Below are 22,179 nucleotides of genomic sequence, written 5' to 3'. Positions count from 1 at the left end.
TAGAGCATCAAGCCAGGCCGTGCGCCGGATGTCAGTGCCGCGTGGTACCCATGCGTGCATGACGGCTACGACGTATGACGAATGGCTGGCAATCATCGACGAGTTCGCCGAAAGGCTTGACCCTCGGGAACGGCTGGCATGCCTGTATGACCTGATGGCTCCCTTGCTCAACCGCGTCGAGCGAGAGGACGAGGAGCTGAGCGACGACCCCGTCCTGTCGACCCCGGACGCGGTGCGTGACCTGCGCAAGGCTGCCGCAGGAGAGCCGGTCGACGTCGACGCGGTGTACGAGCAGTTGACCGAGGTGGGTCTGTGCTATTCCGAGGACCAAGACCCGGAACGGCACCTCGTGTCCCAGTCAGCCTACGCGGCGGCGGCCTGGCTGCAACTGCTGGCAGGGCGGAAGCTGCGTGCCACGGCATACCTCGAGGGCGACGATGAGGATCCGGTCCCGCCGTATGCCCCGTCGGCGTTCACGCGGATCGTCGACCTTCTGGCCTGGACCCGGTCGGACCAGGTCTATTTTCACTGGGAGGACGCCATCGCCTATCCCGAGGACTGCGACCTTCCGGCCGCGATACACGAACTCCGGGCGATGCACGAGGAGATCAGCGGCTTCGGCAGGGAGCGGTACTCATGTGACTTGTCTTCACCGGCCGAGTAGTCGCGTGGCGTGAGCCGTGACGTATTACTTCGTCACCGTGCCGGACGCGGAGTCCGTCGACATCCGGGAGGTCGCGGGGTTGCCGCGACGATGACCGTCCACATCTAGAGTCTTTGGGAAAGTGCTGGTCTGGTGCTCAACCGATGTGACTCCATCCCTGGCGTCGGCCAACGGAGCCATGACCCAAGTCACACGCCGGGCATGTCACGTTCCCGGCAGCTCATCTCGTCCGTGTAGGGCGCAACCGGCCTATCACTCGCACGGACAAGGGGACCATCGTGTTCGCCGTCTACCTCGTGATCACTCTCCTCGCCTCGGCCGTCGTCGGCCTGGCCGCCATCGCCAACCTCATCGGCCATGAATACCCCAAGAAGCAGGCGGACCAGCTTCGCGTGCCCCGTTCCTGGACGCTCCCGCTGGGCGTGATGCTCGCGGCGGGCTCGCTGGGACTGCTGGCCGGGTTCGCCGTTCCGGTGCTGGGCCTGCTCGCCGCCGCCGGCCTCGTGTTGTACTTCCTCGGCGCGTTCTGCGTTCATCTGCGGGCCCGTGACCACCACCTCGGCGCCTGGTCGGTGTTCTTCACGCTGGCGGCGGCCGCCCTGGCCGCGAACGTGACCTACTACTGAGTTCCAGCCCAAACCGAGATCAGTCCGTCCGCGACGCCTCAGCCCGCGACCCCCTTGAACCCCAGAACCAGGCTCTACATCCAGTCGTGATCTCGCCACAGACCCGTCAGCTCTATCGCGTGTTCAGGGCTGTCGGCGTGAAGGATGCCTGGAATCGGTTGCCCAAGGCGATCTTGAATGCGCCACCCTCCGAGCTGGACGACGGGGCGGCGCCCTCTCCTCATGGCAAGGGCCAATTCGGAAAGCGTCCCCAGGAGCCGCCGACCACAATCACGGCATCACCCGAGTTGACGATGACGTTGTTACGAGCTATCCGCAATTCGGGAAGGCTCACTCCGAAGAAGTTTCCGCACGTCACCCCCAACGCGGAGGAGTCACCTTGAAGAAGGCCTCCGCCTCTTCAAGAATCTTGGCGGCAAGAATGTCACCTTGGATCTCCAGCCTCATCAAAGAAGAAGCGCTGCGTGAGACGCACCGTCGCGCGGTCTTTACCGAAGCCTGAAGTCGCACGGTGGAAGCGCGCCGAGCCATGCAGGAGCACCATCCGATTGAACGCCATTCCAATGTGATCAACCTCGCGCCACCGGTCTGGTCGCCTCTTGTCTGGAAAGTAGACGTCATCCAGGAATTGCCTGCGCGATTCGAAGCCCAGCTCTGCCGCTTCCTCGTCATTTGCAGGGGGACCAAACAACCCAGTCGGTACGTGCTGGTAGAGACTTACACCGCCAGAGCAGGACTCCGGTGGCACGAGGTACACGATGGCCGACCAGTCAGTGTCATCGAAGTGCGTCGAGAACCGGACGTCCGAATCTTCGCCATAGTATGCGAAAACACCAAAAGAGACCCGTTTCGGATCGACCTTGATTTTTGAACCTACCAAGCCTTCAAGTAAATCGACCAGTTCAGGCGTATAGAAGAGTCTCTGAGTCTCCGTACTGAACTTATGGCCGCCGTCATTAAATGGAGGTAGCCATGACTCTTCGCGCAGCCCGGTTTCCCTTACCATCCAGGGGTCGGCATAGAAATCGTCCACCACCTGTAGAATTTTGCTCATGCTTCAATCTCCACTCTGAACACGTCCTGCGGGATCAAAATCCCGCACCAGAACAGCGAATCGTTGGGTTATGGCAGCCGCCGTCGCGAGACAGGATGCACCAATGACAACGTAAGGGACCGCCAGTGCATCAGCAACGCCGATCCAGGGCGTAAGGGCATCAACCAGGAGGCCTCCGGCAAACATTCCCACGGCAGTCACACCCCATGCCGCTGTCCGCATGACCGAATTGACGCGTCCCAAGACGTTAGCGGCGGTGACTCGCTGCCGGATTGCATAGAGGGATACCGAGTAGGTCACGATGATGGCACTCACGAAACAATACACCACGGCGGTTACTGCCACCGTAGGGAACAAACCAAGGAGCAAGTATGACGCGCCCATGGCGAAGAGACAAACTGGCGGCAGCTGACCATTGGGTAGCTTCGCTTTCAGGTACGCAGCCATTTGTCCGCCAACAACCCCTCCTAGCGCTGCAATGGCCATAATCACCCCAAAGCCAACCGAGCCCAGACCTAGGGTGTCTTGCATGAACAACACCTGCGTAGACAGTGCAAGCGAAAATGAGCCGTTGATAATCAGGGACATCAGGAGCATGAGACGGAGAAGCGGGTTCCGCCATACAGTTGACAGGCCGAGACGTAGGGACTCGCGGGCACTCGCCTCCGACCCGTGGGTGGTGCTGTCTGCGGCGCTTTCCATTTGATGCTTCCTCAACATCAAAAGCGCAGCCACCGAGATGATCATTGCAATCGCGTTGAATACAAAAGGCAGGAACGTTCCTACGCGCAGCAATAAGCCGCCGAGCGGCCGGCCCGCAATTTCTTGGGCAACGAGGGCCGCGGTCCGAAGGTGACCATTAGCTCGTTCAAGATCGTTACCGTGCACCAATGCATTGGTCGTGGTCTCGGTGGCGATGTCGTATACGACTTCCATAGTCGTAGCCAGAAATGCGAAGCCGGCCAGCAGTGGCACGGAAGCTTGTTCAGCGAGAATGATCAGGCAAAGCGACGCCCACAGAACACATCGAACAGTGTTGGCAAGCGTCATAAGACTTAGCTTGGACACACGGTCCACCAGAACTCCCGCCGGCATTGCCAACAAGAGCCAAGGAAGCCGTCCGCAGGCCGCAACCAGACCCACAAGGAGCGGTTCGTCCGTAACCGTAGCAGCCAACCATGGAAGGGCGATCATCGCCATGCCATCACTCAGATTGGATGCCAGCGATGCCGCCCAGAAACGCCAGAAGCTCGCACCCAGCGCCATTTTGAACGGTCGATCACGTCTGACAGTCCTTCGGATTCGGAATTGCACCAAGGTATGTCCTCTATCCCATTGCGCTGTTGGCGTCCTCCCAGAAAAAGAAATTCTGCGTGAGCCGACCACTTTGCTTGTTTGATCCATAAAGGTCCATAATGCCGTGGAAGTACCTAGAGCCGCGCAAGAGCACGCATCGGTTGTACAGAGCTGGAATTGAGACAACCGGCTCCCATGCTTCGGAATCCAAGGTGTGTTGTGATACATACCGTGCGTCGAAGTCAACGGCGTCAGAAAATCCAAGTCGCCTTAGCTCGCCGACATCAGGAACTGTGACGCTGTCGTACCGAGTGCTTCGGAAGATGCCTAGCTGCCCTCTCTCGTGCGCATCGGGCGTCAAATAGATTACCGCCGACCAGTCGACCGGATCGATATGCACCACTGTGGGTGCGGTATCATGTCGAGTTGAAATGCGAAACTTACCGTATACCCATTGGGTCGCGTCAAAACGAATCTGCGAGCCAATAATGCTCGCGAAACGGCGACCGTGAGCTTCGGAATGGTAGGCCTTCAGGCTCTCAACACCGGGAAAGTTGGCTTCCTCTCCATAGTCGATGTAGTCGACCGCAAGTGCCATCTCTCGCACGTCTTCAGGGTTGGCGTAGAAATCGTCAACAACGATGAGATCGTCACGCAACTCTTCCGGTACGTCCACGGACGTTGCTACATATACGGGAGCCGAACCGGTACTCATGCAATCTTCCAGCCGGCTGACGGCACCTCAGTCGCCTCGTCGAAGAAGAAGTTTTGCGTAAGCCGGGCATTGTCCGGCCGCTCTCCAAACCCTCCGAGTGGAGCGTGATAAAGCTGTGAGCCTCTAAAGAGCAATAGGCGGTTATAGACTGGGGCGATCTTGGTGATAAGTTCCCACTTATCGAGGTCGGCCATGTCGCGCTTCACGATCTCGTTCTCAAAGGCATTTGCGTCGGCAAAGCCGAGTGCGCGGGCCCCACTGTCCGAAGGCGGACGATCCACACCATATTCTCGGTGGCGAAAGAACCCAGTTCCCGCCCCGATGGGAGCGCTCGGGGTGAGATAGACCATGGCAGCCCAGTCCACGGAGACATCTGCGTGGACCTTGGCCAAGGCTCCAGTCTCCTGGGAGATCAGCCGAAAGCCGCCGAGAAGGTAGCGCTTTTCGTCGAATTCCACTCGCCTGCCGATAAGTGTGCTGAACCGCTCAGCGATCCCACCAGGCAGAAGCGACTTCTCGCCTTCCCAGCCAGGATAATTCAGTTTGCCTACACTGTTGTACTCCATGCCGAGCGCCATCTTACGGACGGCATCCGGGTCCACATAGAAGTCGTCGACCACGATGACCTTGGTTTGCACGCCGAGACTCATCCTTTCTGGGTGCGAGAGAGCTCAATTGCCATATCCGCCAGTTGCTCAACCCATTGGGCACGAGGAGCCAACGGAAAGGCTGCCATCGCAAGCGCCTGCCAGAGCGCGACATTTACATACCACGCAGGGTGTCGTGCTCCGACGGTTTGCTGGGCATCAATCACCCATGGCCCGAACCAATCACCTGCGCTGAGGCCATCGAATGCTTGCGCCGCAGCCATTACCGGAATGTAATCGGCTTCGGCACGACCTTCATTCAGCAGGCGCAGGGTAACTCTGGCCGCAGCGCTCTCAGCGCCCAGAAGTCCGCCTGACATTGCGAGATCCGGGTCAAGTCCTTCGGCCTCGCAGGCGCGCGCAAGCACTTTTAGCAGGTTAGGCCAGCGCTCCCTCATTTCCCCGTCCAAGGCGAGGCTGGTATGGCGCGCCGCACGAAGATCGTAGTCCGGCATTTCTTCAATGGTGGACGCGTAGCGGAAGCGCAGTGGCAGGAGACACGCAATCGCCTTATCGACCCCGGAGAGATCTCCAGGCAACTCCAGAACCGATTTACATTCACCTTGGAATCCCGCGATGAATGTCAGATTTCTCCGGTTAGGGATATAGCGCACATCGTCCCAGACGAGGCGCAGCAAGGCTGCGATTTCATGCTGTGGCGAGTCGCCGCTGAGCGGCCGGAGATGCGATGGCAAGCCCCAAGCATTTACGAGCACCACGCCGTTGGGGGTTGTAGCTTTCGAAATATCTCGCCAGAAATCGATATCAAATACAAAGTCAGCATGCCCGCCGGCACCATAGAGGTCTACGCAGACGGCATCGAACGCACCCGCATTGCTGCGTACGAACTGCCACGCGTCGCCCATGAGCATCTCAACCGCGAGCTCTGGGAAATGGCGGGCATATATCAACTCAGCCATCTCATGCATCTGTTCGTCTGCGTCAACGCAGACGAGGCTGGCATCTGGTGCCAGAGCAAGGATCGGCCGAATTGCGCCACCCAGACCAGTCCCGAGCATACATATTCGGGATCCCGGCGCAAGGAGGCCCGCGAGGGCAAAGTCGTCCGGCTGACTGCCTACAAATACGCGATTGCCATCGAGTGTCGTGAATTGAGTATGCACCAGTATGTTTGATCTTGCATACAGGTCACTCGGCATCCTATGTAACCCACCTAGATAATGCACCGAGAAGGCGTTGCCCGGGTTTGCACCCGGACAACGCCTGGGCGTTTTGCTGTATGTACAGCAGTTGGGTTTAGCTGAGCTTCAGAACTCGCTCAACTTCATGCTGCTCAGCCGCGGTCAGCGGACTGAATGACGCGCTGCGCGGCATGTTGTTCTCCGAAGTCCTCGCATAGGTCTCGTAGTCGAAACCGTCGAGATCAGCGTTCTTGGCGGACATGGACACCACCTCCTGTGCGTCTTTACATCTGACGTTGAGCCTAGCCGCACACAATTGCCGGCAATATCCACGTTACGTCTGGTCCGCTGCGCATTCGGGATAGCGGAATTCGCCCGGTCCGCGAAGGCGGGCGCGGGGGGTGGCCTGCTTTTGAGACTCGGGCTTGTTCTTGCCCTTGTACGGTGTGACGAGTGGACCCTCGACTCCTTGATATGCCTTGTCCGCCAGGGTGATGATCCCCGCCTTCTCCAACGCGCGCAGGATGCCCCAGATGCGGGCGGCAGTCAGGTCATATGTCTTGCCCGGCAGCACTCTCGAGGTCCACACGATCGTCCCGTCTGGTGTGGCGATCAGGGCCGAAGCGTTCACGGCTGGTGAGCCCCTGCGGGCATGATGTGGCCGGGTGGTTGAGGGGCACCCCCGGGCGCGAACTGCCCACCGTGGCCGAGGTCCTGGACACGTTGCCTGACCCGCGCTGTCGCCGGGGACGTCGCTATCGGCTCGGCCCACTGCTGACGTTACCCCTGCTCGCCGTGCTCAGCGGCGCAACCTCCTCGGCGAAGATCGGCCGGTTTATTGCCGGATACGATCCGGACTTGCGCGCCCCGAGCCGGCCTGCCTGGCTGCCGCCGCCCGGCCGGTCCGCGAGGAGCCGTTTCCTCAGCTCACGGCGCGGGAGCCAAGGCCCGCCCCGGAGCGCCGACTGATGAGATAACGTCCTCGCGTGAGTCTCCACCTGGTCGACCCTCCCGAGGAACTCACGCGTCGGGCTCGATACTTCGTGAGCGCGCACGCCTTGCGGGTCGCCCCTCTCGACGTTGATCAGTACCGGGCACGTTGGCTCGGACTCGGTATCCCGGCCGCAGAGATCGACCGAGTGGCTGCCTACGCAAGGCGCTGGGGCGGACTCGCGCTTCCCCCTGCTCCGCACTATGACGGCGGACCGAAGATCTTGAACCCTGATATCCCTGAAGGATCACCGGAAGCAGGATGGTGGTTCGAAGCAGGAGCGCAGCGGACCGCGGTTCCCTACAGCTTCATGATCGGCCCCCACGGCGAGTTCGGCGTCCACAGCGACAGTTGGATGCCCCTGCACGAGACCGTCGAAGGCTGGGTGGAGTCTGTGGCGTTGGCACATCACGCGTCCACCTGCGCGAAGACGATCACCATGGTCACCGGCCAGGACGTCGATACTCTCCAATTGGACGCCTACGAGGAGGTCGCCGAGGTCGTCGGCCTGGCGGACACCTGGTGGCGCAGCGCCGACTCACTCGTGGCCATCTACATGGGAGAGGCAGAGTGCATGGCCGCGCCACAGTGCAAGACGGCCTACATCTACTCCGGCTTGGACACGTGGGGGCTGTGCGGCCAGCGAAAGGCCTGATGCCGCCCCTCTTCGAGGCCCGGTTGGATACAGCTTGACCTCCGACCTCAAATTCCGCATAAAGGTCGGTGGGCAGATACCGCCACGGGCAGCCCGAGCGCACCACATACAGGATCGCGTTGACGATCTCCCGTCGCGGATGCTTCTCCGGGCGCCCTCCGGTGTTCGGCTCGGGGAGTAAAGGCTCGATCAGCTCCCAGTGTGCGTCGGTCAGGTCCGAGGGGTCGCGATCTGGGGGCATCCGGCCACTCTGGCGGCATTTGTACCAGCCGCCACGCTGAACATGAACGATCTTCTCAAATATGCTCTGAGCAGTCTGGATGGCTACCGCAACAAGGAGGCGTCCCTGCGGGTCGGTCTTGGGGATACAGGCTGAGTTGGTGCCGGTTTCGATGAGTTGCCGCCGTGCTCGGTCCGCTCCAATCAGCCGAGCCGGCGAAGCGTTCCTGGGAAGGCGGTCCGAGCGTAGCGAGGCCCTTCAGGGGGCGGGCGTCAGCCCGCCTGGGAGGACGTCCGGAGCGAAGCGGAGGGCCGTTGTGGGCGGGTGGGCATCAGACGGCCAACCACCGAATCGGGTGACGGGCGGGGAGGAAGAACGCCCGGAGCGAAGCGGAGGCCCTTTTGAGGGAGAGCACCGATCGGCGCGACTCCGCAGTAAGTGCCCACGCGGCAGCACAGACCCCTAATATCACTTCTGTCCGCATAGGACCGATAGCGGAGGAAGCAGTGGGTGGCTCCGGGGCCGAGAACACGTCAGGACGTGCGCGAAGCGCGGCGGTCCGGTGACGCTGCTCGCGGGCCGCTACCGGCTGCTGTCACAACTCGGCCAGGGCGGCATGGGCACCGTCTGGCGGGCGATGGACGAGCTGCTGCGGCAGGAAGTGGCCGTCAAGGAGGTCCGGCTACCTCCGGATCTCAACGAGGCGGCACGTACTGAGCTGGCCGAACGTACGTTACGTGAGGCGCGGGCCGCGGCGCGGCTGCGTTCCCACCCGTCGATCGTCACCGTGCACGACGTCGTCCTCGACGGCGACCGGCCGTGGATCGTCATGGAGCTGGTCCGCGGACGCTCCCTCGACCAGGCCGTACGCACCAACGGCCCGCTGCCCCCGCGCCAGGTGGCCTGGATCGGCCTCCAGATGCTCGACGCGCTGGGCGCCGCGCACGCGTCGGGCGTACTGCACCGGGACGTCAAGCCGGCCAACGTCATGCTCACCGACGACGGACGGGTGCTGCTGACCGACTTCGGGATCGCGACCGTCGCCGGGGACGCCGCGCTCACCCAGACCGGCCTGCTCACCGGCTCGCCCGGCTACATCGCCCCCGAGCGCCTGCGCGGCGAGACCGACGGCCCGCTCGCCGACCTGTGGTCGCTCGGCGCCACGCTGTTCACGGCGGTGGAGGGCGGGCCGCCGTTCGCCCGCGCCAACCAGGCCGCCGTGATGGCGGCCGTGCTCATGCAGCCGCCCGCCCCCGCCCGGCTGGCCGGCCCGCTCGCCCCCGTGCTCGCCGCGATCCTGGAGAAGGATCCGGTACGGCGCTGCGCCCCCGGCCAGGTGGCCGACTGGCTGAACGCCATCGCCCAGGGCGCCGTGCAGGCCTGGGCGGAGGTGGGCCCGGCGCCCGTTGGGCCCCCGTCCAGGACAGGGCCCCCGTCCAGGACGGGACCCTCGTCCAGGACGGCCGGCACCGACCCGGCCCTGCACCGCGAGCGGACCCAGGCCGGCGTTGTGCCCAGGCGCAGCCGCGTGCCCCTCATCCTCCTGGGCGCCGGTCTGGCGGTCGTGCTGGCCCTGGCCACAGGGGTGGTGGTCTTGGTGCAGGTTCTGCCGAACTTCACCGCCACCTTCAGCGAAACGATCGGCGACACCTCCACCCCGGCCCCGACGTCCCGCTCGACGGGGGCCGCCCGGACGCTGTTCGGGCGCGACTTCGAGGCGTGTGGCCTGCTGACCAACGCCCAGGCGCGCTCGCTACTCGGCGGCGCGGTGAAACGCCAGTACCAGACAGCCACCGCCTGCATGTGGACCCGGCCCGACAACGGCGCGTTCGTGAGCGTCACGGCGAACCGCCTGGCGGATGCCTCGGCCGCGCACACCGCCCAGGAGTACACGGTCAAGACGATGAAGGAGGAACCGAAGCGCAACCCGGGGACCAAGGTCCGCAAGGGCCCGGACGTCGGCGACGAGGCGTACAGCTACACCCGGGGCGAATCCATCGTGGACACGATCTACCGGACCCAGATCTCGTTCCGCCTGTCGAACGTCTGGGTGGTCGTCTACCACACCGGCCGGCAGCCGGGCTTCACCACCGCCGACCGCACGGCCAAACTCGTGACCAAGGCCCTCGACCGGCATCGCTAGTCTCGATGGGATACCCCCTCAAGGACCCCAGCCACGACGGACCGTCATAGTCTCACCCCATGGCGATCAGGAACTCGCACTGCTCCTTCTGCGGCCAGGCGTTCGCATCCGACCAGGCGTGGCCGCGCACCTGCGCCGGCTGTGGCAACACCGCCTACCTCAACCCGCTACCCGTCGCGGTGCTGCTGCTGCCCGTGGACGACGGCCTGCTGGTGGTCCGGCGCGGCATCGAGCCGCGCCGGGGGGAGCTCGCCCTGCCCGGCGGGTTCATCGATGTCGGCGAGAGCTGGCAGCAGGCCGCCGCCAGGGAGCTGCGCGAGGAGACGGCCGTCGTCGTCGACGCGGACCGCGTGCGGCTGTTCGACGCGCACAGCGCTCCCGACGGCACCCTGCTGGTCTTCGGCCTGGCGCCGCCGACCGTCTCGGCCGCCTTGCCGCCGATGGTGCCGACGGCCGAGACCATGGAGTGGTCGGTGCTGGACGAGCCGCGGGAGCTGGCCTTTCCGCTGCACACCCGGGTCGTCTCCGCGTACTGGGACCGCCGCTCAGCCCTTCACTGACCACCGCTCAGCCCTTCACTGAACGGCGCTCAGCCCTTCACTGAGCCGGCGAAGCTGAAGGAACCGGCGAGGTACTTGTTCACGGCGACGTAGAGGACCACGGCCGGGGTCGTGTAGATGATCGAGAAGGCGGCCAGCTCACCGTAGGCGACCTGACCGTACTGGGAGAAGAAGGTGTAGATGGTCACCGCCGCCGGCTGCTTCTCCGGCGTGTCGAGGAGGACGAACGGGGCGAAGAAGTTCCCCCACTGGCCGACGAAGACGAAGATCGCCACGACGGCCACCCCGGGCGCCATCAACGGCCCGACGATCCTGAGCAGCGACTGCACCCAGCCGGCCCCGTCGACCCAGGCGGACTCTTCCAGGCTCACCGGCACGCCGTCCATGAAGTTCTTCATCATCCAGATGGAGAACGGCAGCGAACTGGCGGCCAGGAACAGCACCATGGCCGGGATCGACCCGTACAGGTTGAACCGGAAGAACATCGAATAGACCGGCACCATGATCGCCGTGACCGGCAGGCCGGTCGTGAACAGCAGCGTCAGCATGAAATGCCGCTTGAAGCGCAGGGTGTAGCGGGACAGGGGGTAGGCGGCGAGCCCGGCGACGATCACGGTGAGGATCGCCGTACTGCCGGAGATGAGGATCGAGTTGATGATCGGGTGGTAGATGGTCTCCCAGGTCAGCACCGCGCTGAAGTTCTTGAGCGAGAACTGGAAGGTCGGCTGCGCGGCCAGGTTGGCGTCGGGTTGCAGCGAGGCCAGGAGCACCCACAGGAACGGCCCGAGGAAGGCCAGCGCGATCACCGCGAGCGAGATGAGTGCCGCGCCACGGGCGGCCAGGCGCGTCATCAGGTGTCCACCTTGATCAATCGCAGGTACACGAGGGAGAACGCGGCGCCGATGACCAGCATCACCAGGGCCATCGCGCTGCCGTAGCCGATCTCGAAGTAGCGGAACGCCTGCTCGTACATGTAGAGCGGGGTGGTCTGGCTGTCCGTGCCAGGACCGCCGCCGGTGAGGGCGTAGATCAGGCCGAAGCTGGCCAGGGTCTGCAGCGTGATCAGCATGAGGTTCGACAGGATCGAGCGGCGGATCAGCGGCAGCGTGATGTGTACCAGCCGCCGCCAGGTGCTCGCCCCGTCCACCGCCGCCGCCTCCAGCAACTCCCCCGGTACGTCCGACAGCGCGGCGGAGTAGACCAGCATGGAGAACGCGGTGCCGCGCCACACGTTGGCCAGGATGATCGCGATCATGGGCGCGCTGTAGAGCCAGTCCTGGGAGAAGCCGAGGGCGCCGAGTGCCTCGTTGAGCGTGCCCTCCTCGGCCAGGAAGGAGTACCAGCATGCCGCCGCGACCACCTCGGGCACCACCCAGGCCGCGATGACGATGCCGTTGACCACGCTCCTGACCGCTCGTCCCCGGCCCCGCTGGAGCAGCGCGATGATCAGGCCGAGGGTGTTCTGGCCGATGACGGCCGAGCCGATCACGAAGACGAAGGTCAGCAGGAGGGAGTTGCGGAAGTCCTCGTCGCTGAACATCTTGACGAAGTTGTCCACGCCGATGAACTGCGAGTTCACCGACGCGGCGCCGGTCAGCGTCTCGTTGGTGAAGGCGATGTAGACGCTCCACAGGATGGGCCCGACCATGAAGATCACGAACATGATCAGGGCGGGCCCGAGCGGCAGCAGCCAGCGCAGGGTACGCCGGGCCCGCCGGCGCGGCTCCCCCTTGTCGGGGGAACCGGCCAGCCGTGGTGGCGTCACGGACGTGACGGTCATGAGCCGGGGATCACCTTGTCCGGGCCGCCGACGACGCCGGGCAGCGCGTCGGCGTACTCCTTGGCCGCCGCCTCCGGGGTCTTGGAGCCGGTCGTCATCGCCTCCATGACCTTCTGCACCTCGGCCGAGACCTTCGGATAGACCTCGTACGCCGGGCGGTAGTGCGTGACCGACGCCAGATCGGACCAGAACTTCACGCTCGGGTTGTCAGCGGTGTACTTCGGGTCGGCGGCCACGTCCTTACGCGGGGCGAGGTCACCGCTGCCGATGGAGTACAGCAGCGTGTTGTCCTTGTTGGTCGCCGTGGCGATGAAGTCCCACGCGTCCTTCTTGTCCTTGGCGTACGAGCTCATCGCCATGACCCAGCCGCCCGACATGCTGACGGCGCCGGGCGCTTGACCGTTCTGGGTCGGCATGGCGGTCCAGCCCATCTTCTCGGCCCACTGCGGCCACGGCTTGGTGCTGGTGGGCTTCCAGCTGCCCGACATCCAGGCCCCGTCGAGGTCGATGCCGATCTTGCCGTTGGGGAACCAGTCGAGCCCGATCTTCTCCCCCAGCTTGGGGTTGAACGCGTCGGCCTTCTTCGGGCCGAGGTCCTCGCGGTAGATCGTGTTGATGAAGGCGAGCGAGTCGGTGAACGCCTTGCCGGAGGAGACCCACTTCTTCTGGGTGTCGTCGTAGAGCGTGCCGCCGGGGGTGCCGTAGAGCAGCATCTCGAAGCCCTGCATGGTGGCGGCCTCGCCGTGCGGCTTGGTGGAGTACATGCTGAAGGGGACCACGCCGGGCACCTTCTGCTTGATCGCGCGGGCCGCGGTCAGCACGTCCGCCCAGGTCTTGGGCTGCCACGGCAGCTGGATGCCGGCCTTGGTCAAGATGTCCTTGTTGTACCAGAGCCCTCGGGTGTCGGTGCTGATCGGCACACCGTAGATCTTGTCGTCGGGGCCCTTGGCGGCCTGCTTGACCGAGTCGGGGTATTGGGTGGCCCAGTCGGGCCAGGTCTTCAGGTAGTCGTCGAGCGGGGCCAGCTTGCCTGCGGCGACGTCGGCGTTGACCTGGAAGGTGTCGTGGATGTACACGTCCGGAGCCGACTCGGCCGAGCGGTTCAGCAGGGCGAGCTTGGTGTAGTAGACCTCGTTGCCGCCCTGGACCGCGGTCAGCTTGATCGTCACGCCCTTGTGCGCGGCTTCGTACTGCGTCTTGGCCTGCTTGAGCATTTTCTCCAGGTGCGGCCAGGAGGGTTCCACCTTGTAGAGGACTTCGATCTCCTTGGCCCCGTTGGCGCTCTTCTGCGGCGTGTCCGCGCCACATGCGCCGGCCGTGGCGGCTAACGCGGCTGTCAGGATCGAGGCCACCATCGCTCGTCTCATGGGACTCCTTCTCACCGGCCCACAGAACTGACTTGACGAGACGGTAAATCTTTTTGATTTATTAAGTCAACGACGGAAGCTCAAAAACACGGGGAGCAGTCATATGCAGAAGGGGACAAATCTTCCGAAAGTGGGCCATTTCAATCGGGCCGTCGTCCTGGAGGCGATCCAGGTCTCGGATGGCATCAGCCGCGTCCAGATCGCCGGGCGCGCCGGGCTCACCGCCCAGACCGTCTCCGTCATCGTGCGCCGGCTCCTGGAGGAGGGTCTCGTCATCGAGGACGGCTCGCTCCCGTCCCGGGGCGGCAAACCGCGCACGATCCTGCGGGTGGATCCGACCGCCGGCTACGCCGTCGGCATCCACTTCGACCCCGGCGAGATCTCGTACGTGCTGGCCGACCTGGCGGGGCAGCCGGTCGCCAAGCTGCACACCGCCGTACGCCCCGGCCTCGCGCCCGACGCGGTCATCCGCCAGATGGCCCGCACCGCCCGCAGGGTGCTGCGCGAAGCGGACGTACCCGACCGCAAGGTGCTGGGCATCGGCCTGGCCTGTCCAGGACCGCTCGACGCCGAGGGCATCATGAACGTCCCGCCGCGCCTGACCGGATGGGACCACGTGCCCATCAAAGGCCTGCTGGAGGAGCACGCCGGCTTCCCGGTGACCTCGGACAACGACGCCACCGCGGCGGCGATCGGCGAGCGCTGGGCCGGGGTGGCACGGGCCGCGCCGAGCTTCGCCTACCTGTATCTGGGGACCGGCATCGGCGGCGGGCTGTTCCTCGACAACCAGATCTACCGCGGCCGTTCCCTCAACGCCGGGGAGTTCGGCCACATCACGGTGGCGCCGGACGGCCCCGACTGTTACTGCGGCAATCGCGGCTGCGTCGAGGCGGTCTGCTGCCCGAGCGCGATCGAGGCGACCGTACGTGCGCGGCTGGCCGAGGGCGCCGAGAGCACGCTGACCGCCGAGGCTCTCGACCACGCGGCGATCTGCGCGGCGGCCGCGGCCGGCGATCCCCTCGCCGGTACGGTCATCGGCCAGGTCGCGGCCCGGCTCGCCGACGCCGCCGTGAGCATCGTCAACATGCTCGACATCGACCTGCTGGTGCTGGGCGGCCCGGCCATGTACGAGGTCGCGGACGTCTACCGCCAGGTGGTCGCCGCGGCCGTGGCCACCCGGCCCCTGGCCCGCCGCCTCCACACGGTCCAGGTGGCGACCTCCCCCATCGCCGCCGACGCCGCCGCGATCGGCGCCGCGTCCCTGGTCTTCCACGCCACGTACGCGCCCCGGCTCAGCACGCTCCTGAACCGCTGATCTCCAGGCGTCCGTACGGTTGCGTATGGGCGCGGACCACGTGACCGGCGCGGATCTCCACGTCCAGCAGCGTCGCGTCGTCGTCGAGAGGGCAGCTCAGGGCGAAGGCCGTGTCGTCGAACCGGCCCGCCTGCCGTGCCCATTCGAGCCGGACGACCGCATCGGCGGCGAGCGCCGCGGATCCGGGGAGCGGCACGGACGGGCCATCCAACGGCTGGCCCCACGGCGCGCTCACGCCCTCCACGCGCGCCAGGTAGAGCCGTCGCAGCCACACCGGCGTCGCGAGTTCGGCCAGTACGGCGAGCGCCGCCGCCTCGTCCGGTACTAACACGACGGCCGCCTCGTTCGGCAGCGCCGCGTCGACCGCCTGGTCCGGCACGACTACGTCGACCGCCGCAGCACCAAGCGCGGGGCTTGGCGGCGCGAGGGGGTCCACGCGCAGGACGATGCCCGAACGGCCATCCGCCACCGGGACCGACAACCGCCCCGAGGGGTGCGCCGGGTCGAGCGAGGCGATCGGGCCGAACGACGCGGAACCTGCCGAATCGGCCATCTCGCCACCCGAGGAGCGGCCCAGATCCGGCCCGGTGGCGGAGCCGGGCGGCCCGGTGGCGGAGCCGGGCGACGCGGCGCGTACCGCGGCGACGAGTTCGCCGAGCGTGGCGCAGACCACGGAGCCACCGGTGGGACGGACGACGAGCCAGCCGGCGGCGGCGGGCGAGATCCGCACCCCTGGAGACGACCGTACCCGGCTGACCGCGCGAGCCACCGCCGCACGGGCGCCCGGCCCGGCCACCCAGGGCCGCGCCCAGTCCGCGTCCCCGCGCTCACCGCAAGCACCGCACATCAGCCATCACCACCCCGCCCACACATCAGTAGGCTCTCCCGGCCCGCACGCGCCGCACATCAGCCACTCGCTCTTCCCAGAGGCCCGCCACACGGATCACGGCATGACGTCACCGGAGTTGGGGCCCAGGGTCTGGCCGACGTAGAGGTTGCCGCCGGGGTCGCCGGCGAGCAGGACCGCCGTCGGCGCGATCTCCTCCGGGCGGCCGAATCGGCCCAGGGGCAGTTCCGCGCGCTTGGCCGCCTTCCACTCGTCGGTGATCCCGGCCACCAGCGGGGTCTCTACGGGGCCGGGCGCGATCGCGTTCACCAGTACGTTGTGCTCGGCCACCTCGAGCGCCAGCGACTTGGTGAGCCCGATGACCCCGGCCTTGGCCGCCGCGTAGTGGCTGAGTGAGCGGCCGCCCTTGATGCCGAGCTGGGAGGCGATGTTGATCACCCGGCCCCAGCGCCGCTCGACCATGTGCGGCACGACGTAACGGCAGCACAGGAAGACCCCGGTGAGGTCGACCGCGATCGTCTCCGCCCATACCTTCGGGTCCATCTCGACCAGCGGTGCCTCGGTGAGGATGCCGGCGGAGTTGACCAGGACGTCGATTCGGCCGAACCGGTCCAGCACGCTGGAGACGGCCCCGGCGACGGAGCCGGGATCGCTGACGTCGACGGCGACGTGCCCGGTCGCCCCGATGTCGGTGGCCGCCCGCTCGGCGTCCAGGTCCGCCAGGACGACCTGGGCGCCCTCACGGAGGTACGCCTCGGCGATCGCGCGGCCGATGCCGCTCGCGCCACCGGTGATCAGCGCGGTCCGCTGTTCCAGAGCGGGCCGATGTTCCAGGCCGGGCCGATGTCCCTGGGCGGGCACGGGTTCCGGGGCGGGCATGGGTTCCTCCTCTGGCTCAGGCGGGCATGCGGACGGTGAGCCCGCCGTCGACGACGATGTTCTGACCGGTGATGTAGCCCGCGTCGGCCGAGGTGAGGAACCGGATGACGGAGGCGACCTCCGCCGGCCGGCCCACCCGGCCCCACGGGATGTCCTGGCCGGCTCGGGCCAGGCCGTCGGGGCCGAGTGAGTTCACCGGGTCCGACGACTGCGGGGTTTCGATGAGGCCGGGGATGACCGAGTTGACGCGGATCTGCCGGGGCGCGAGTTCCACCGCCAGGCTGCGGCACAGACCGAGCACCCCGGCCTTCGCGGCGGCGTAGTGGGCGTGCTCGCCCCAGCCGTACACGCCGCCCGCGATGGAGGACACGGCGACCATCGCGCCGGGACCAGAGATCCGGGCGGCCGCCGAGCGCAGGGTGCGCAGGACGCCGGTCAGGTCGACCTGCAGCATGTCGTCCCAGGCCGCGTCGGTGAGCTCCGCGAGCGGGGCCCGGCGCAGCACTCCGGCGTTGGCCACCGCGATGTCGAGGCGGCCCCACTCGTCGACCGCGCGCTGGGCGAACGCCTCGACCTGCGCGGCGTCCCGTACGTCCACCTCGTGCACCACGCCGGCACCACCGGCCTGCTCCACCTGGCGGAGGGTCTCGGCGGGGTCGTGCGGGTCGCCGGGGAAGGTGCCGATGACCGTGCGGACGCCCTGGGCGGCGTACGAGACGGCCAGCGCGCGGCCGATCCCGCTGGCGGCGCCGGTGATGACGGCGACCTGCCCGTCAAGGTCGGGAGCGGTCACAGCGCGGGCACCTTCCGCGCGCCGAACATCACGAATCCCGACAGGAACGTGCCCAGCGCGCCGACCAGCAGCGCTCCCTGGTTCCAGTCCGAGCCGGCGACCAGCATCGCGGTGATGATCGCGCCGGCCGCGATGGCACCCGGCTGGCTGATCGCGTTGATGAACGAGGTCCCCGTGGCCCGGCAGCGGGTGTCGTAGCACTCGCCCATGAAGAACAGCATCGCCGAGTACGGCCCCACCAGGAAGAACATGCCCAGCGAGTACAGCACGACCACGGCGAAGGTGCCGTTGGCGACCAGCAGCATGAGCGCGAAGATGACGCCGGAGGCCATCCAGCCGAACGCGATCACGTTGCGCCGGCCGAACCGGTCCCCGGCCCAGCCATGGAAGACGTAGCCGACGTAGGCGACCGCGTTGATCACGATGAACATCAGCAGGGAGTTGGTGAAGCTGACGTTCTTGCCCTGGGTGAGGACCGTCGTGCCGAGCACGCTGAACACCTGGATGCCGAACCAGTTGACGAACCAGGCGAAGCCGAGGACGAGCGTGTTGCGCAGCGCGGACCCCCGGAAGATCTCCAGGAACGGTGCCGACTTGCCCTCGGACACGCCGTACTCGCGGGCGAGGACGGCCGCTTCTTCCGTACGGCCCTCCTTGCGCATCCGGTCCATCTTCTGCTGCAGCTCGAACTGCGGCGTCTCGCGCAGGCCGCGCCGCAGGAGCGCGATCACGATGGCCGGGAACGTGGCCAGCAGGAAGCAGCCCCGCCAGCCGACCAGCGGCAGGAACAGCGCGATGAAGGCGGCGGCCAGCAGCGTGCCGAGCGGCCAGCCGCCCTGGACCAGGCTGTAGATCAGGCCGCGGCGCTTCTTGATCTTCTCGTCCTCGGTGACGGCGTAGATCTCGTTGAGGTACGTGGCGTTGACCGACTGCTCGGCGAGCCCGAGCCCGCCGATGGAGCGCACGCCGACCAGGTAGGCGGCGTTCATCGTGGCGGCCGAGACCGCCGAGGCCAGCGCCGTGCCCGACACCGTGATGATCATGCCCTTACGGCGGCCCAGCCGGTCGACCAGCGGCCCCACCCCGAGGACCACGATCGCCGTCCCCACCGAGATCAGCGTGGAGATCAGTGACGCCTGCGCCGGGGACCACTGAAACTGGCCGGAGATCTCCGGCAGCAGCGTCCCGAACATGATGTAGTCGTAGACCGCGAAGATCCACGCGAACAGCGCGATCACTGTGGCCTTGCGCGTCTGCCGCACCCCGACACGTGGGAAGGGCCGGGTGCCCGATGAGGTGGTTGTCATGGAGATGCCCTTTCGGAGAAAGAGAGTGGGGGGTTTCGCGCATGCGTCATCACCGGACCGGCATGGACAGGCGCGGGGCCGCTACCGGGGTGAGCGGGCCTTGAAGTCGTCGGCGATCTCGTCGAAGGTCACCCAGCGCACGCCCTCGTGGCCGCTGATGTACTCGATGAGGCGCTCGTGCATGAGCAGGCTCTGCGGCCGGCCCGAGACGTCGGGGTGGATGGTCATGGTGAAGACCGCGTAGTCCGATTCGCGATAGACCCAGTCGAACTGGTCCCGCCACATCTCTTCGAGGTGGCGCGGGCTGACGAAGCCGTGGCTGTTCGGGCTGGCCTTGACGAACATCATCGGCGGGAGGTCGTCGAGGTACCAGTTGGCCGGGATCTCCACCAGGTCGGTCTCCTGGCCGCGCTCCAGCGGCTTCATCCACTCGGCCGCCGGGCGGGAGTAGTCGATCTTCGTCCAGGAGTCGCCTACGCGGACGTAGTACGGGGTGAAGTCGTCGTGCATGAGCGAGTGGTCGTACTTGATGCCCCGCTCCAGCAGGAGCTCGTTGGTGACGGGCGAGAACTCCCACCACGGGGCGACATAGCCGGTCGGCCTGCTGCCGGAGTACCTCTCGACCAGGTCGATGCAGTGGTCGAGGATCGCGCTCTCCTGCTCCCTGCTCATCGCGATCGGGTTCTCGTGCGAGTAGCCGTGCACGCCGATCTCGTGACCACCGGCCACGACCTGGCGGGTCTGGTCGGGGAAGGTCTCGATGGAGTGGCCGGGGATGAACCAGGTGGTCCGCAGGTCGTACTTCTCGAACAGGCGCAGCAGCCGCGGGACGCCGACCTCGCCGGCGAACAGGCCGCGCGAGATGTCGCACGGCGAGTCCTCCCCGCCGTACGAGCCCAGCCAGCCGGCGACGGCATCGACGTCCACGCCGTACGCGACGAGAATCTCCTTGGGCATGGTCACTTCGTCCTTTCGATCGGAGAGGTATTCCAGGTCCGCGCGCGCAGCTCCTCGCGTACCCGGACCGGGTCGCGATGGCCGCCGAGCAGCGCGCTCAGCAGGACGCGCGCCTGCGGCGAGCGCAGGGTTCCGGTGGGGATGGCGCCGGCCTCGACGAGATCCGCGCCACCGCCGTTGCCGTACAGGGCGGCGACGGGTCCGGCGTCGACCCGGGTGGACAGGGCGACGACGACGCCGGCCTCGGTGATCCGGGCCACCTCGTCCCTGATCCGGGGGTTGCCGTTGCCGGCGCCCAGCGCTTGCAGGACGACCCCGGTGGCGCCCGCGTCGACCACCGCGCGCAGCGCGGCGGTGTCGCAGCCCGGGTAGAGGGCCACGATGTCGGTACGGACTCCGTCGAGGTCGAAGGTGTCGAGGTTCAGTGGCTTGGCCCGCGCGGGCGTCATCACGATGTTCACCTGGCCGTCGCGCACGCGTCCCAAGGGCCCGCTGTCCGGCGCGGAGAACGCCGACGAGGCGAGCGTGTGCGTCTTGCGGGTGCCGGAGGCGGCGAAGATCTGGCCGTCGAAGCCGATCAGCACCCCCAGCCCGCAGGCCCGGCCGCCGGCCGCCACCGCGATCGCGTCGGCGAGGTTGCGCGGGCCGTCCCCGTCCACCGCGTCGGCCGGCAGCTGCGCCCCCGTGAACACGACCGGCCGCGGGTCGTCATGGAACAGATCGACGAGGTAGGCCGTCTCCTCCATGCCGTCGGTCCCGTGGGTGACGACGACGCCGAGCACATCGGGGTCGGTGAACGCCTCTCGGGTCCGCAGCGCGACCTCGCGCATGTCCGCGAGCGTGAACAGGTAGCTGCCCGCGCAGAGCACGTCCCGCCCGACGAGTTCCACCCCGGGGTCGACCGGGAGACGGCCGAGCAGCTCGCCCGCCCGATCCTGGGCGAGACCCACCCCCTGCCCGTCCCGGCGGGTCGCGATGGTCCCTCCTGTGGACAGGACGATGACCTTGGACACTCGACGGCCTCCTCAGTTACCCAAACGTTTGCGCCAAACGTTTGGTAGCATCTGACCTGCGCCTACGAGATGTCAAGAACTTCACGTTAAAATCAAGAAAACCCCAGCCGGAAGCCGAGGGACATTGGGTGCGAAGAGGGCGCGGCCGGTTACGCTGCAGATGATCGCCGACCAGCTCGGCCTGCACGTCTCCACGGTGTCGCGAGTGCTGCACGCCAAGCCCGGCGAAGGTCTGCGGGCGGCGTCGAGCCCGACCGTGGAACGCGTCCGCAAGCTCGCCGACGAGCTCGGCTACCAGCGCAACCCACACGCGATGAGCCTGCGCACCCAGCGCAGCAACCTGATCGGCGTGCTGGTCCCCCGGCTGTCCGACGTGGTGCTCGCGACCATCTACGAGGGCATCGAGGAGGCCGCCGCCGAGTCGGGACTGTCGACGTTCGTCACCAACACGCGCGACCTGTCCGACGTCCAGCGCGCCCGTACGGAGATGGTCCTCGGCCGCCGCGTCGACGGCATGATCTTCGGCGACGCGCACGCGGACACGGGCTTCCTCGACGAGGTCGCCGCCCGGGGCGTCCCGTTCACGCTGGTCAACCGGCGGGCCGGGCGGCACCCGGCGGTCGTCTGCGACGACCGGCTCGGCGGCCGGATGGCCGCGGAGCACCTGCTGGGGCTCGGGCACGAGGAGGTGGCGATCGTCGCCGGCGAGCCGTACGCGAGCACCGGCATCGACCGCACCAGCGGCTTCGTCGAGAGATTCCGCGAGGCCGGGCTCCCGATCCCCGAGCACCGGATCGTGCACTCGCGCTTCGACGCGCGCGGCGGCCACGAAGGGGCCGAACGCCTGCTCGCGACGGGCCCGCTCCCGTCAGCGATCTTCGTGGTCAACGACTTCGGCGCCATCGGCACGATCGGCGCGCTGCGCGACCACGGGCTGCGGGTCGGGGCGGACATCGCGGTCGTGGGCTTCAACGACACCCCGCTCGCCGCCGAGCTGCCGGTCCCGCTCACCTCGGTCCGCTCCCCCATGCACGAGATGGGGCGCCGCGGGCTGCACCAGCTCGTCCGGGTCCTTGAGGGCGAGCAGGGGGAGACCGAGCTGCTCCGACCGGAGCTCATCGTCCGCGCGTCGAGCGACCCGGAGCTCTACGCCGCCCTCACCCGGAAGACGGCCGGCGCCTGATCCCGGATCAGGCGATCAGGCTGGC

24 protein-coding genes and 2 pseudogenes are annotated in these 22,179 nt (G+C 66.6%); 9 read left to right on the top strand and 17 right to left on the bottom strand.

Annotation, left to right across the window (positions count from 1 at the left end):
- Positions 1 to 58 precede the first annotated feature (58 nt).
- From AB0B61_RS09390 to AB0B61_RS09380, 3 genes are all read left to right on the top strand, one after another.
- Positions 59 to 664 carry a hypothetical protein gene (locus AB0B61_RS09390; RefSeq protein WP_358429974.1) on the top strand — a complete coding sequence of 202 codons (606 nt, stop codon included), beginning with the start codon at positions 59 to 61 and terminating at the stop codon, positions 662 to 664.
- Positions 665 to 942: 278 nt separating this feature from the next.
- The gene (locus tag AB0B61_RS09385) at positions 943 to 1,290 is read left to right on the top strand and encodes a DoxX family protein (RefSeq protein WP_358429971.1); all 348 of its coding nucleotides are present in this window, start codon (positions 943 to 945) and stop codon (positions 1,288 to 1,290) included.
- An 86-nt stretch (positions 1,291 to 1,376) separates the two neighbouring features.
- Positions 1,377 to 1,673 carry a hypothetical protein gene (locus AB0B61_RS09380; RefSeq protein ID WP_358429968.1) on the top strand — a complete coding sequence of 99 codons (297 nt, stop codon included), beginning with the start codon at positions 1,377 to 1,379 and terminating at the stop codon, positions 1,671 to 1,673.
- A gap of 41 nt (positions 1,674 to 1,714) precedes the next feature.
- On the opposite strand, the gene AB0B61_RS09375 is transcribed toward AB0B61_RS09380, so the two are convergent.
- The 7 genes and pseudogenes from AB0B61_RS09375 to AB0B61_RS09345 form a co-directional block, all read right to left on the bottom strand.
- Complete coding sequence (locus AB0B61_RS09375) at positions 1,715 to 2,344, bottom strand: hypothetical protein (protein WP_358429965.1); 630 nt, start codon at positions 2,342 to 2,344, stop codon at positions 1,715 to 1,717.
- Positions 2,345 to 2,347: 3 nt separating this feature from the next.
- Positions 2,348 to 3,658 carry an MFS transporter gene (locus AB0B61_RS09370; RefSeq protein WP_358429963.1) on the bottom strand — a complete coding sequence of 437 codons (1,311 nt, stop codon included), beginning with the start codon at positions 3,656 to 3,658 and terminating at the stop codon, positions 2,348 to 2,350.
- Positions 3,659 to 3,671: 13 nt separating this feature from the next.
- On the bottom strand, positions 3,672 to 4,316 hold the full coding sequence (locus AB0B61_RS09365; protein ID WP_358429961.1) for a DUF6445 family protein: 645 nt from the start codon (positions 4,314 to 4,316) through the stop codon (positions 3,672 to 3,674).
- Positions 4,317 to 4,351: 35 nt separating this feature from the next.
- Complete coding sequence (locus AB0B61_RS09360; protein ID WP_358429959.1) at positions 4,352 to 4,993, bottom strand: DUF6445 family protein; 642 nt, start codon at positions 4,991 to 4,993, stop codon at positions 4,352 to 4,354.
- 8 nt (positions 4,994 to 5,001) lie between these two features.
- The gene (locus tag AB0B61_RS09355; RefSeq protein WP_358429956.1) at positions 5,002 to 6,162 is read right to left on the bottom strand and encodes a hypothetical protein; all 1,161 of its coding nucleotides are present in this window, start codon (positions 6,160 to 6,162) and stop codon (positions 5,002 to 5,004) included.
- Between the two features lie 97 nt (positions 6,163 to 6,259).
- Positions 6,260 to 6,406, bottom strand: a complete 147-nt coding sequence (locus AB0B61_RS09350; protein ID WP_358429954.1) for a hypothetical protein — start codon at positions 6,404 to 6,406, stop codon at positions 6,260 to 6,262.
- Positions 6,407 to 6,514: 108 nt separating this feature from the next.
- A pseudogene (locus AB0B61_RS09345) lies at positions 6,515 to 6,760 on the bottom strand (transposase family protein); the annotation flags it as partial.
- Between AB0B61_RS09345 and AB0B61_RS09340 the strand changes: the two are divergent.
- Both AB0B61_RS09340 and AB0B61_RS09335 read left to right on the top strand, forming a co-directional pair.
- Positions 6,700 to 7,113: a transposase family protein gene (locus AB0B61_RS09340; RefSeq protein WP_358429951.1), complete on the top strand. Its 414-nt coding sequence runs from the start codon at positions 6,700 to 6,702 to the stop codon at positions 7,111 to 7,113. The pseudogene AB0B61_RS09345 and the gene AB0B61_RS09340 overlap by 61 nt on opposite strands.
- Positions 7,114 to 7,445: 332 nt before the next feature.
- Positions 7,446 to 7,790: a hypothetical protein gene (locus AB0B61_RS09335; protein WP_358430440.1), complete on the top strand. Its 345-nt coding sequence runs from the start codon at positions 7,446 to 7,448 to the stop codon at positions 7,788 to 7,790.
- A gap of 64 nt (positions 7,791 to 7,854) precedes the next feature.
- Here AB0B61_RS09335 and AB0B61_RS09330 read toward each other — a convergent pair.
- A pseudogene (locus tag AB0B61_RS09330) lies at positions 7,855 to 8,031 on the bottom strand (transposase); the annotation flags it as partial.
- A gap of 541 nt (positions 8,032 to 8,572) precedes the next feature.
- On the opposite strand from AB0B61_RS09330, the gene AB0B61_RS09325 reads away from it, so the two are divergent.
- Positions 8,573 to 10,153, top strand: a complete 1,581-nt coding sequence (locus AB0B61_RS09325; protein ID WP_358429949.1) for a serine/threonine-protein kinase — start codon at positions 8,573 to 8,575, stop codon at positions 10,151 to 10,153.
- 59 nt (positions 10,154 to 10,212) lie between these two features.
- On the top strand, positions 10,213 to 10,713 hold the full coding sequence (locus AB0B61_RS09320) for an NUDIX domain-containing protein (RefSeq protein WP_358429947.1): 501 nt from the start codon (positions 10,213 to 10,215) through the stop codon (positions 10,711 to 10,713).
- A 29-nt stretch (positions 10,714 to 10,742) separates the two neighbouring features.
- Here the strand turns inward: AB0B61_RS09320 and AB0B61_RS09315 are convergent, their stop codons facing one another.
- Genes AB0B61_RS09315 through AB0B61_RS09305 form a run of 3 tightly spaced genes read right to left on the bottom strand, consistent with a single transcriptional unit; the run spans position 10,743 to position 13,860 of the window.
- Positions 10,743 to 11,564, bottom strand: a complete 822-nt coding sequence (locus AB0B61_RS09315) for a carbohydrate ABC transporter permease (RefSeq protein ID WP_358429945.1) — start codon at positions 11,562 to 11,564, stop codon at positions 10,743 to 10,745.
- Complete coding sequence (locus tag AB0B61_RS09310; RefSeq protein WP_358429944.1) at positions 11,564 to 12,493, bottom strand: sugar ABC transporter permease; 930 nt, start codon at positions 12,491 to 12,493, stop codon at positions 11,564 to 11,566. Before AB0B61_RS09310 ends, AB0B61_RS09315 begins: the two co-directional genes overlap by 1 nt.
- Complete coding sequence (locus AB0B61_RS09305; RefSeq protein WP_358429941.1) at positions 12,490 to 13,860, bottom strand: extracellular solute-binding protein; 1,371 nt, start codon at positions 13,858 to 13,860, stop codon at positions 12,490 to 12,492. Before AB0B61_RS09305 ends, AB0B61_RS09310 begins: the two co-directional genes overlap by 4 nt.
- 130 nt (positions 13,861 to 13,990) lie before the next feature.
- Here AB0B61_RS09305 and AB0B61_RS09300 point away from each other — a divergent pair, with 130 nt between their 5' ends.
- Positions 13,991 to 15,175 carry an ROK family transcriptional regulator gene (locus AB0B61_RS09300; protein WP_358429938.1) on the top strand — a complete coding sequence of 395 codons (1,185 nt, stop codon included), beginning with the start codon at positions 13,991 to 13,993 and terminating at the stop codon, positions 15,173 to 15,175.
- Here the strand turns inward: AB0B61_RS09300 and AB0B61_RS09295 are convergent.
- The 6 genes from AB0B61_RS09295 to AB0B61_RS09270 all read right to left on the bottom strand — a co-directional run bounded on the left by AB0B61_RS09295 (position 15,153) and on the right by AB0B61_RS09270 (position 20,971).
- Positions 15,153 to 16,022, bottom strand: a complete 870-nt coding sequence (locus AB0B61_RS09295) for a hypothetical protein (protein WP_358429935.1) — start codon at positions 16,020 to 16,022, stop codon at positions 15,153 to 15,155. The genes AB0B61_RS09300 and AB0B61_RS09295 overlap by 23 nt on opposite strands.
- Positions 16,023 to 16,118: 96 nt before the next feature.
- Entirely contained in the window at positions 16,119 to 16,901 is a 783-nt protein-coding gene (locus AB0B61_RS09290; protein ID WP_358429932.1) for a 3-oxoacyl-ACP reductase family protein, read from the bottom strand.
- A gap of 16 nt (positions 16,902 to 16,917) precedes the next feature.
- Positions 16,918 to 17,694: an SDR family NAD(P)-dependent oxidoreductase gene (locus AB0B61_RS09285; RefSeq protein WP_358429930.1), complete on the bottom strand. Its 777-nt coding sequence runs from the start codon at positions 17,692 to 17,694 to the stop codon at positions 16,918 to 16,920.
- Entirely contained in the window at positions 17,691 to 19,001 is a 1,311-nt protein-coding gene (locus AB0B61_RS09280; RefSeq protein WP_358429927.1) for an MFS transporter, read from the bottom strand. The genes AB0B61_RS09285 and AB0B61_RS09280 overlap by 4 nt, the downstream gene beginning before the upstream one ends.
- An 81-nt stretch (positions 19,002 to 19,082) precedes the next feature.
- The gene (locus AB0B61_RS09275; RefSeq protein ID WP_358429924.1) at positions 19,083 to 19,958 is read right to left on the bottom strand and encodes a polysaccharide deacetylase; all 876 of its coding nucleotides are present in this window, start codon (positions 19,956 to 19,958) and stop codon (positions 19,083 to 19,085) included.
- Positions 19,959 to 19,960: 2 nt separating this feature from the next.
- Positions 19,961 to 20,971: an asparaginase gene (locus AB0B61_RS09270; protein ID WP_358429922.1), complete on the bottom strand. Its 1,011-nt coding sequence runs from the start codon at positions 20,969 to 20,971 to the stop codon at positions 19,961 to 19,963.
- 160 nt (positions 20,972 to 21,131) lie between these two features.
- Between AB0B61_RS09270 and AB0B61_RS09265 the strand changes: the two genes are divergently transcribed.
- Positions 21,132 to 22,154, top strand: a complete 1,023-nt coding sequence (locus tag AB0B61_RS09265) for a substrate-binding domain-containing protein (RefSeq protein WP_358429920.1) — start codon at positions 21,132 to 21,134, stop codon at positions 22,152 to 22,154.
- Positions 22,155 to 22,179 lie beyond the last annotated feature (25 nt).

The organism is Nonomuraea sp. NPDC049158 (assembly GCF_040648335.1).
Classification (GTDB): Bacteria; Actinomycetota; Actinomycetes; order Streptosporangiales; family Streptosporangiaceae; genus Nonomuraea.
This window is presented reverse-complemented; position numbering and strand designations above follow the sequence as displayed.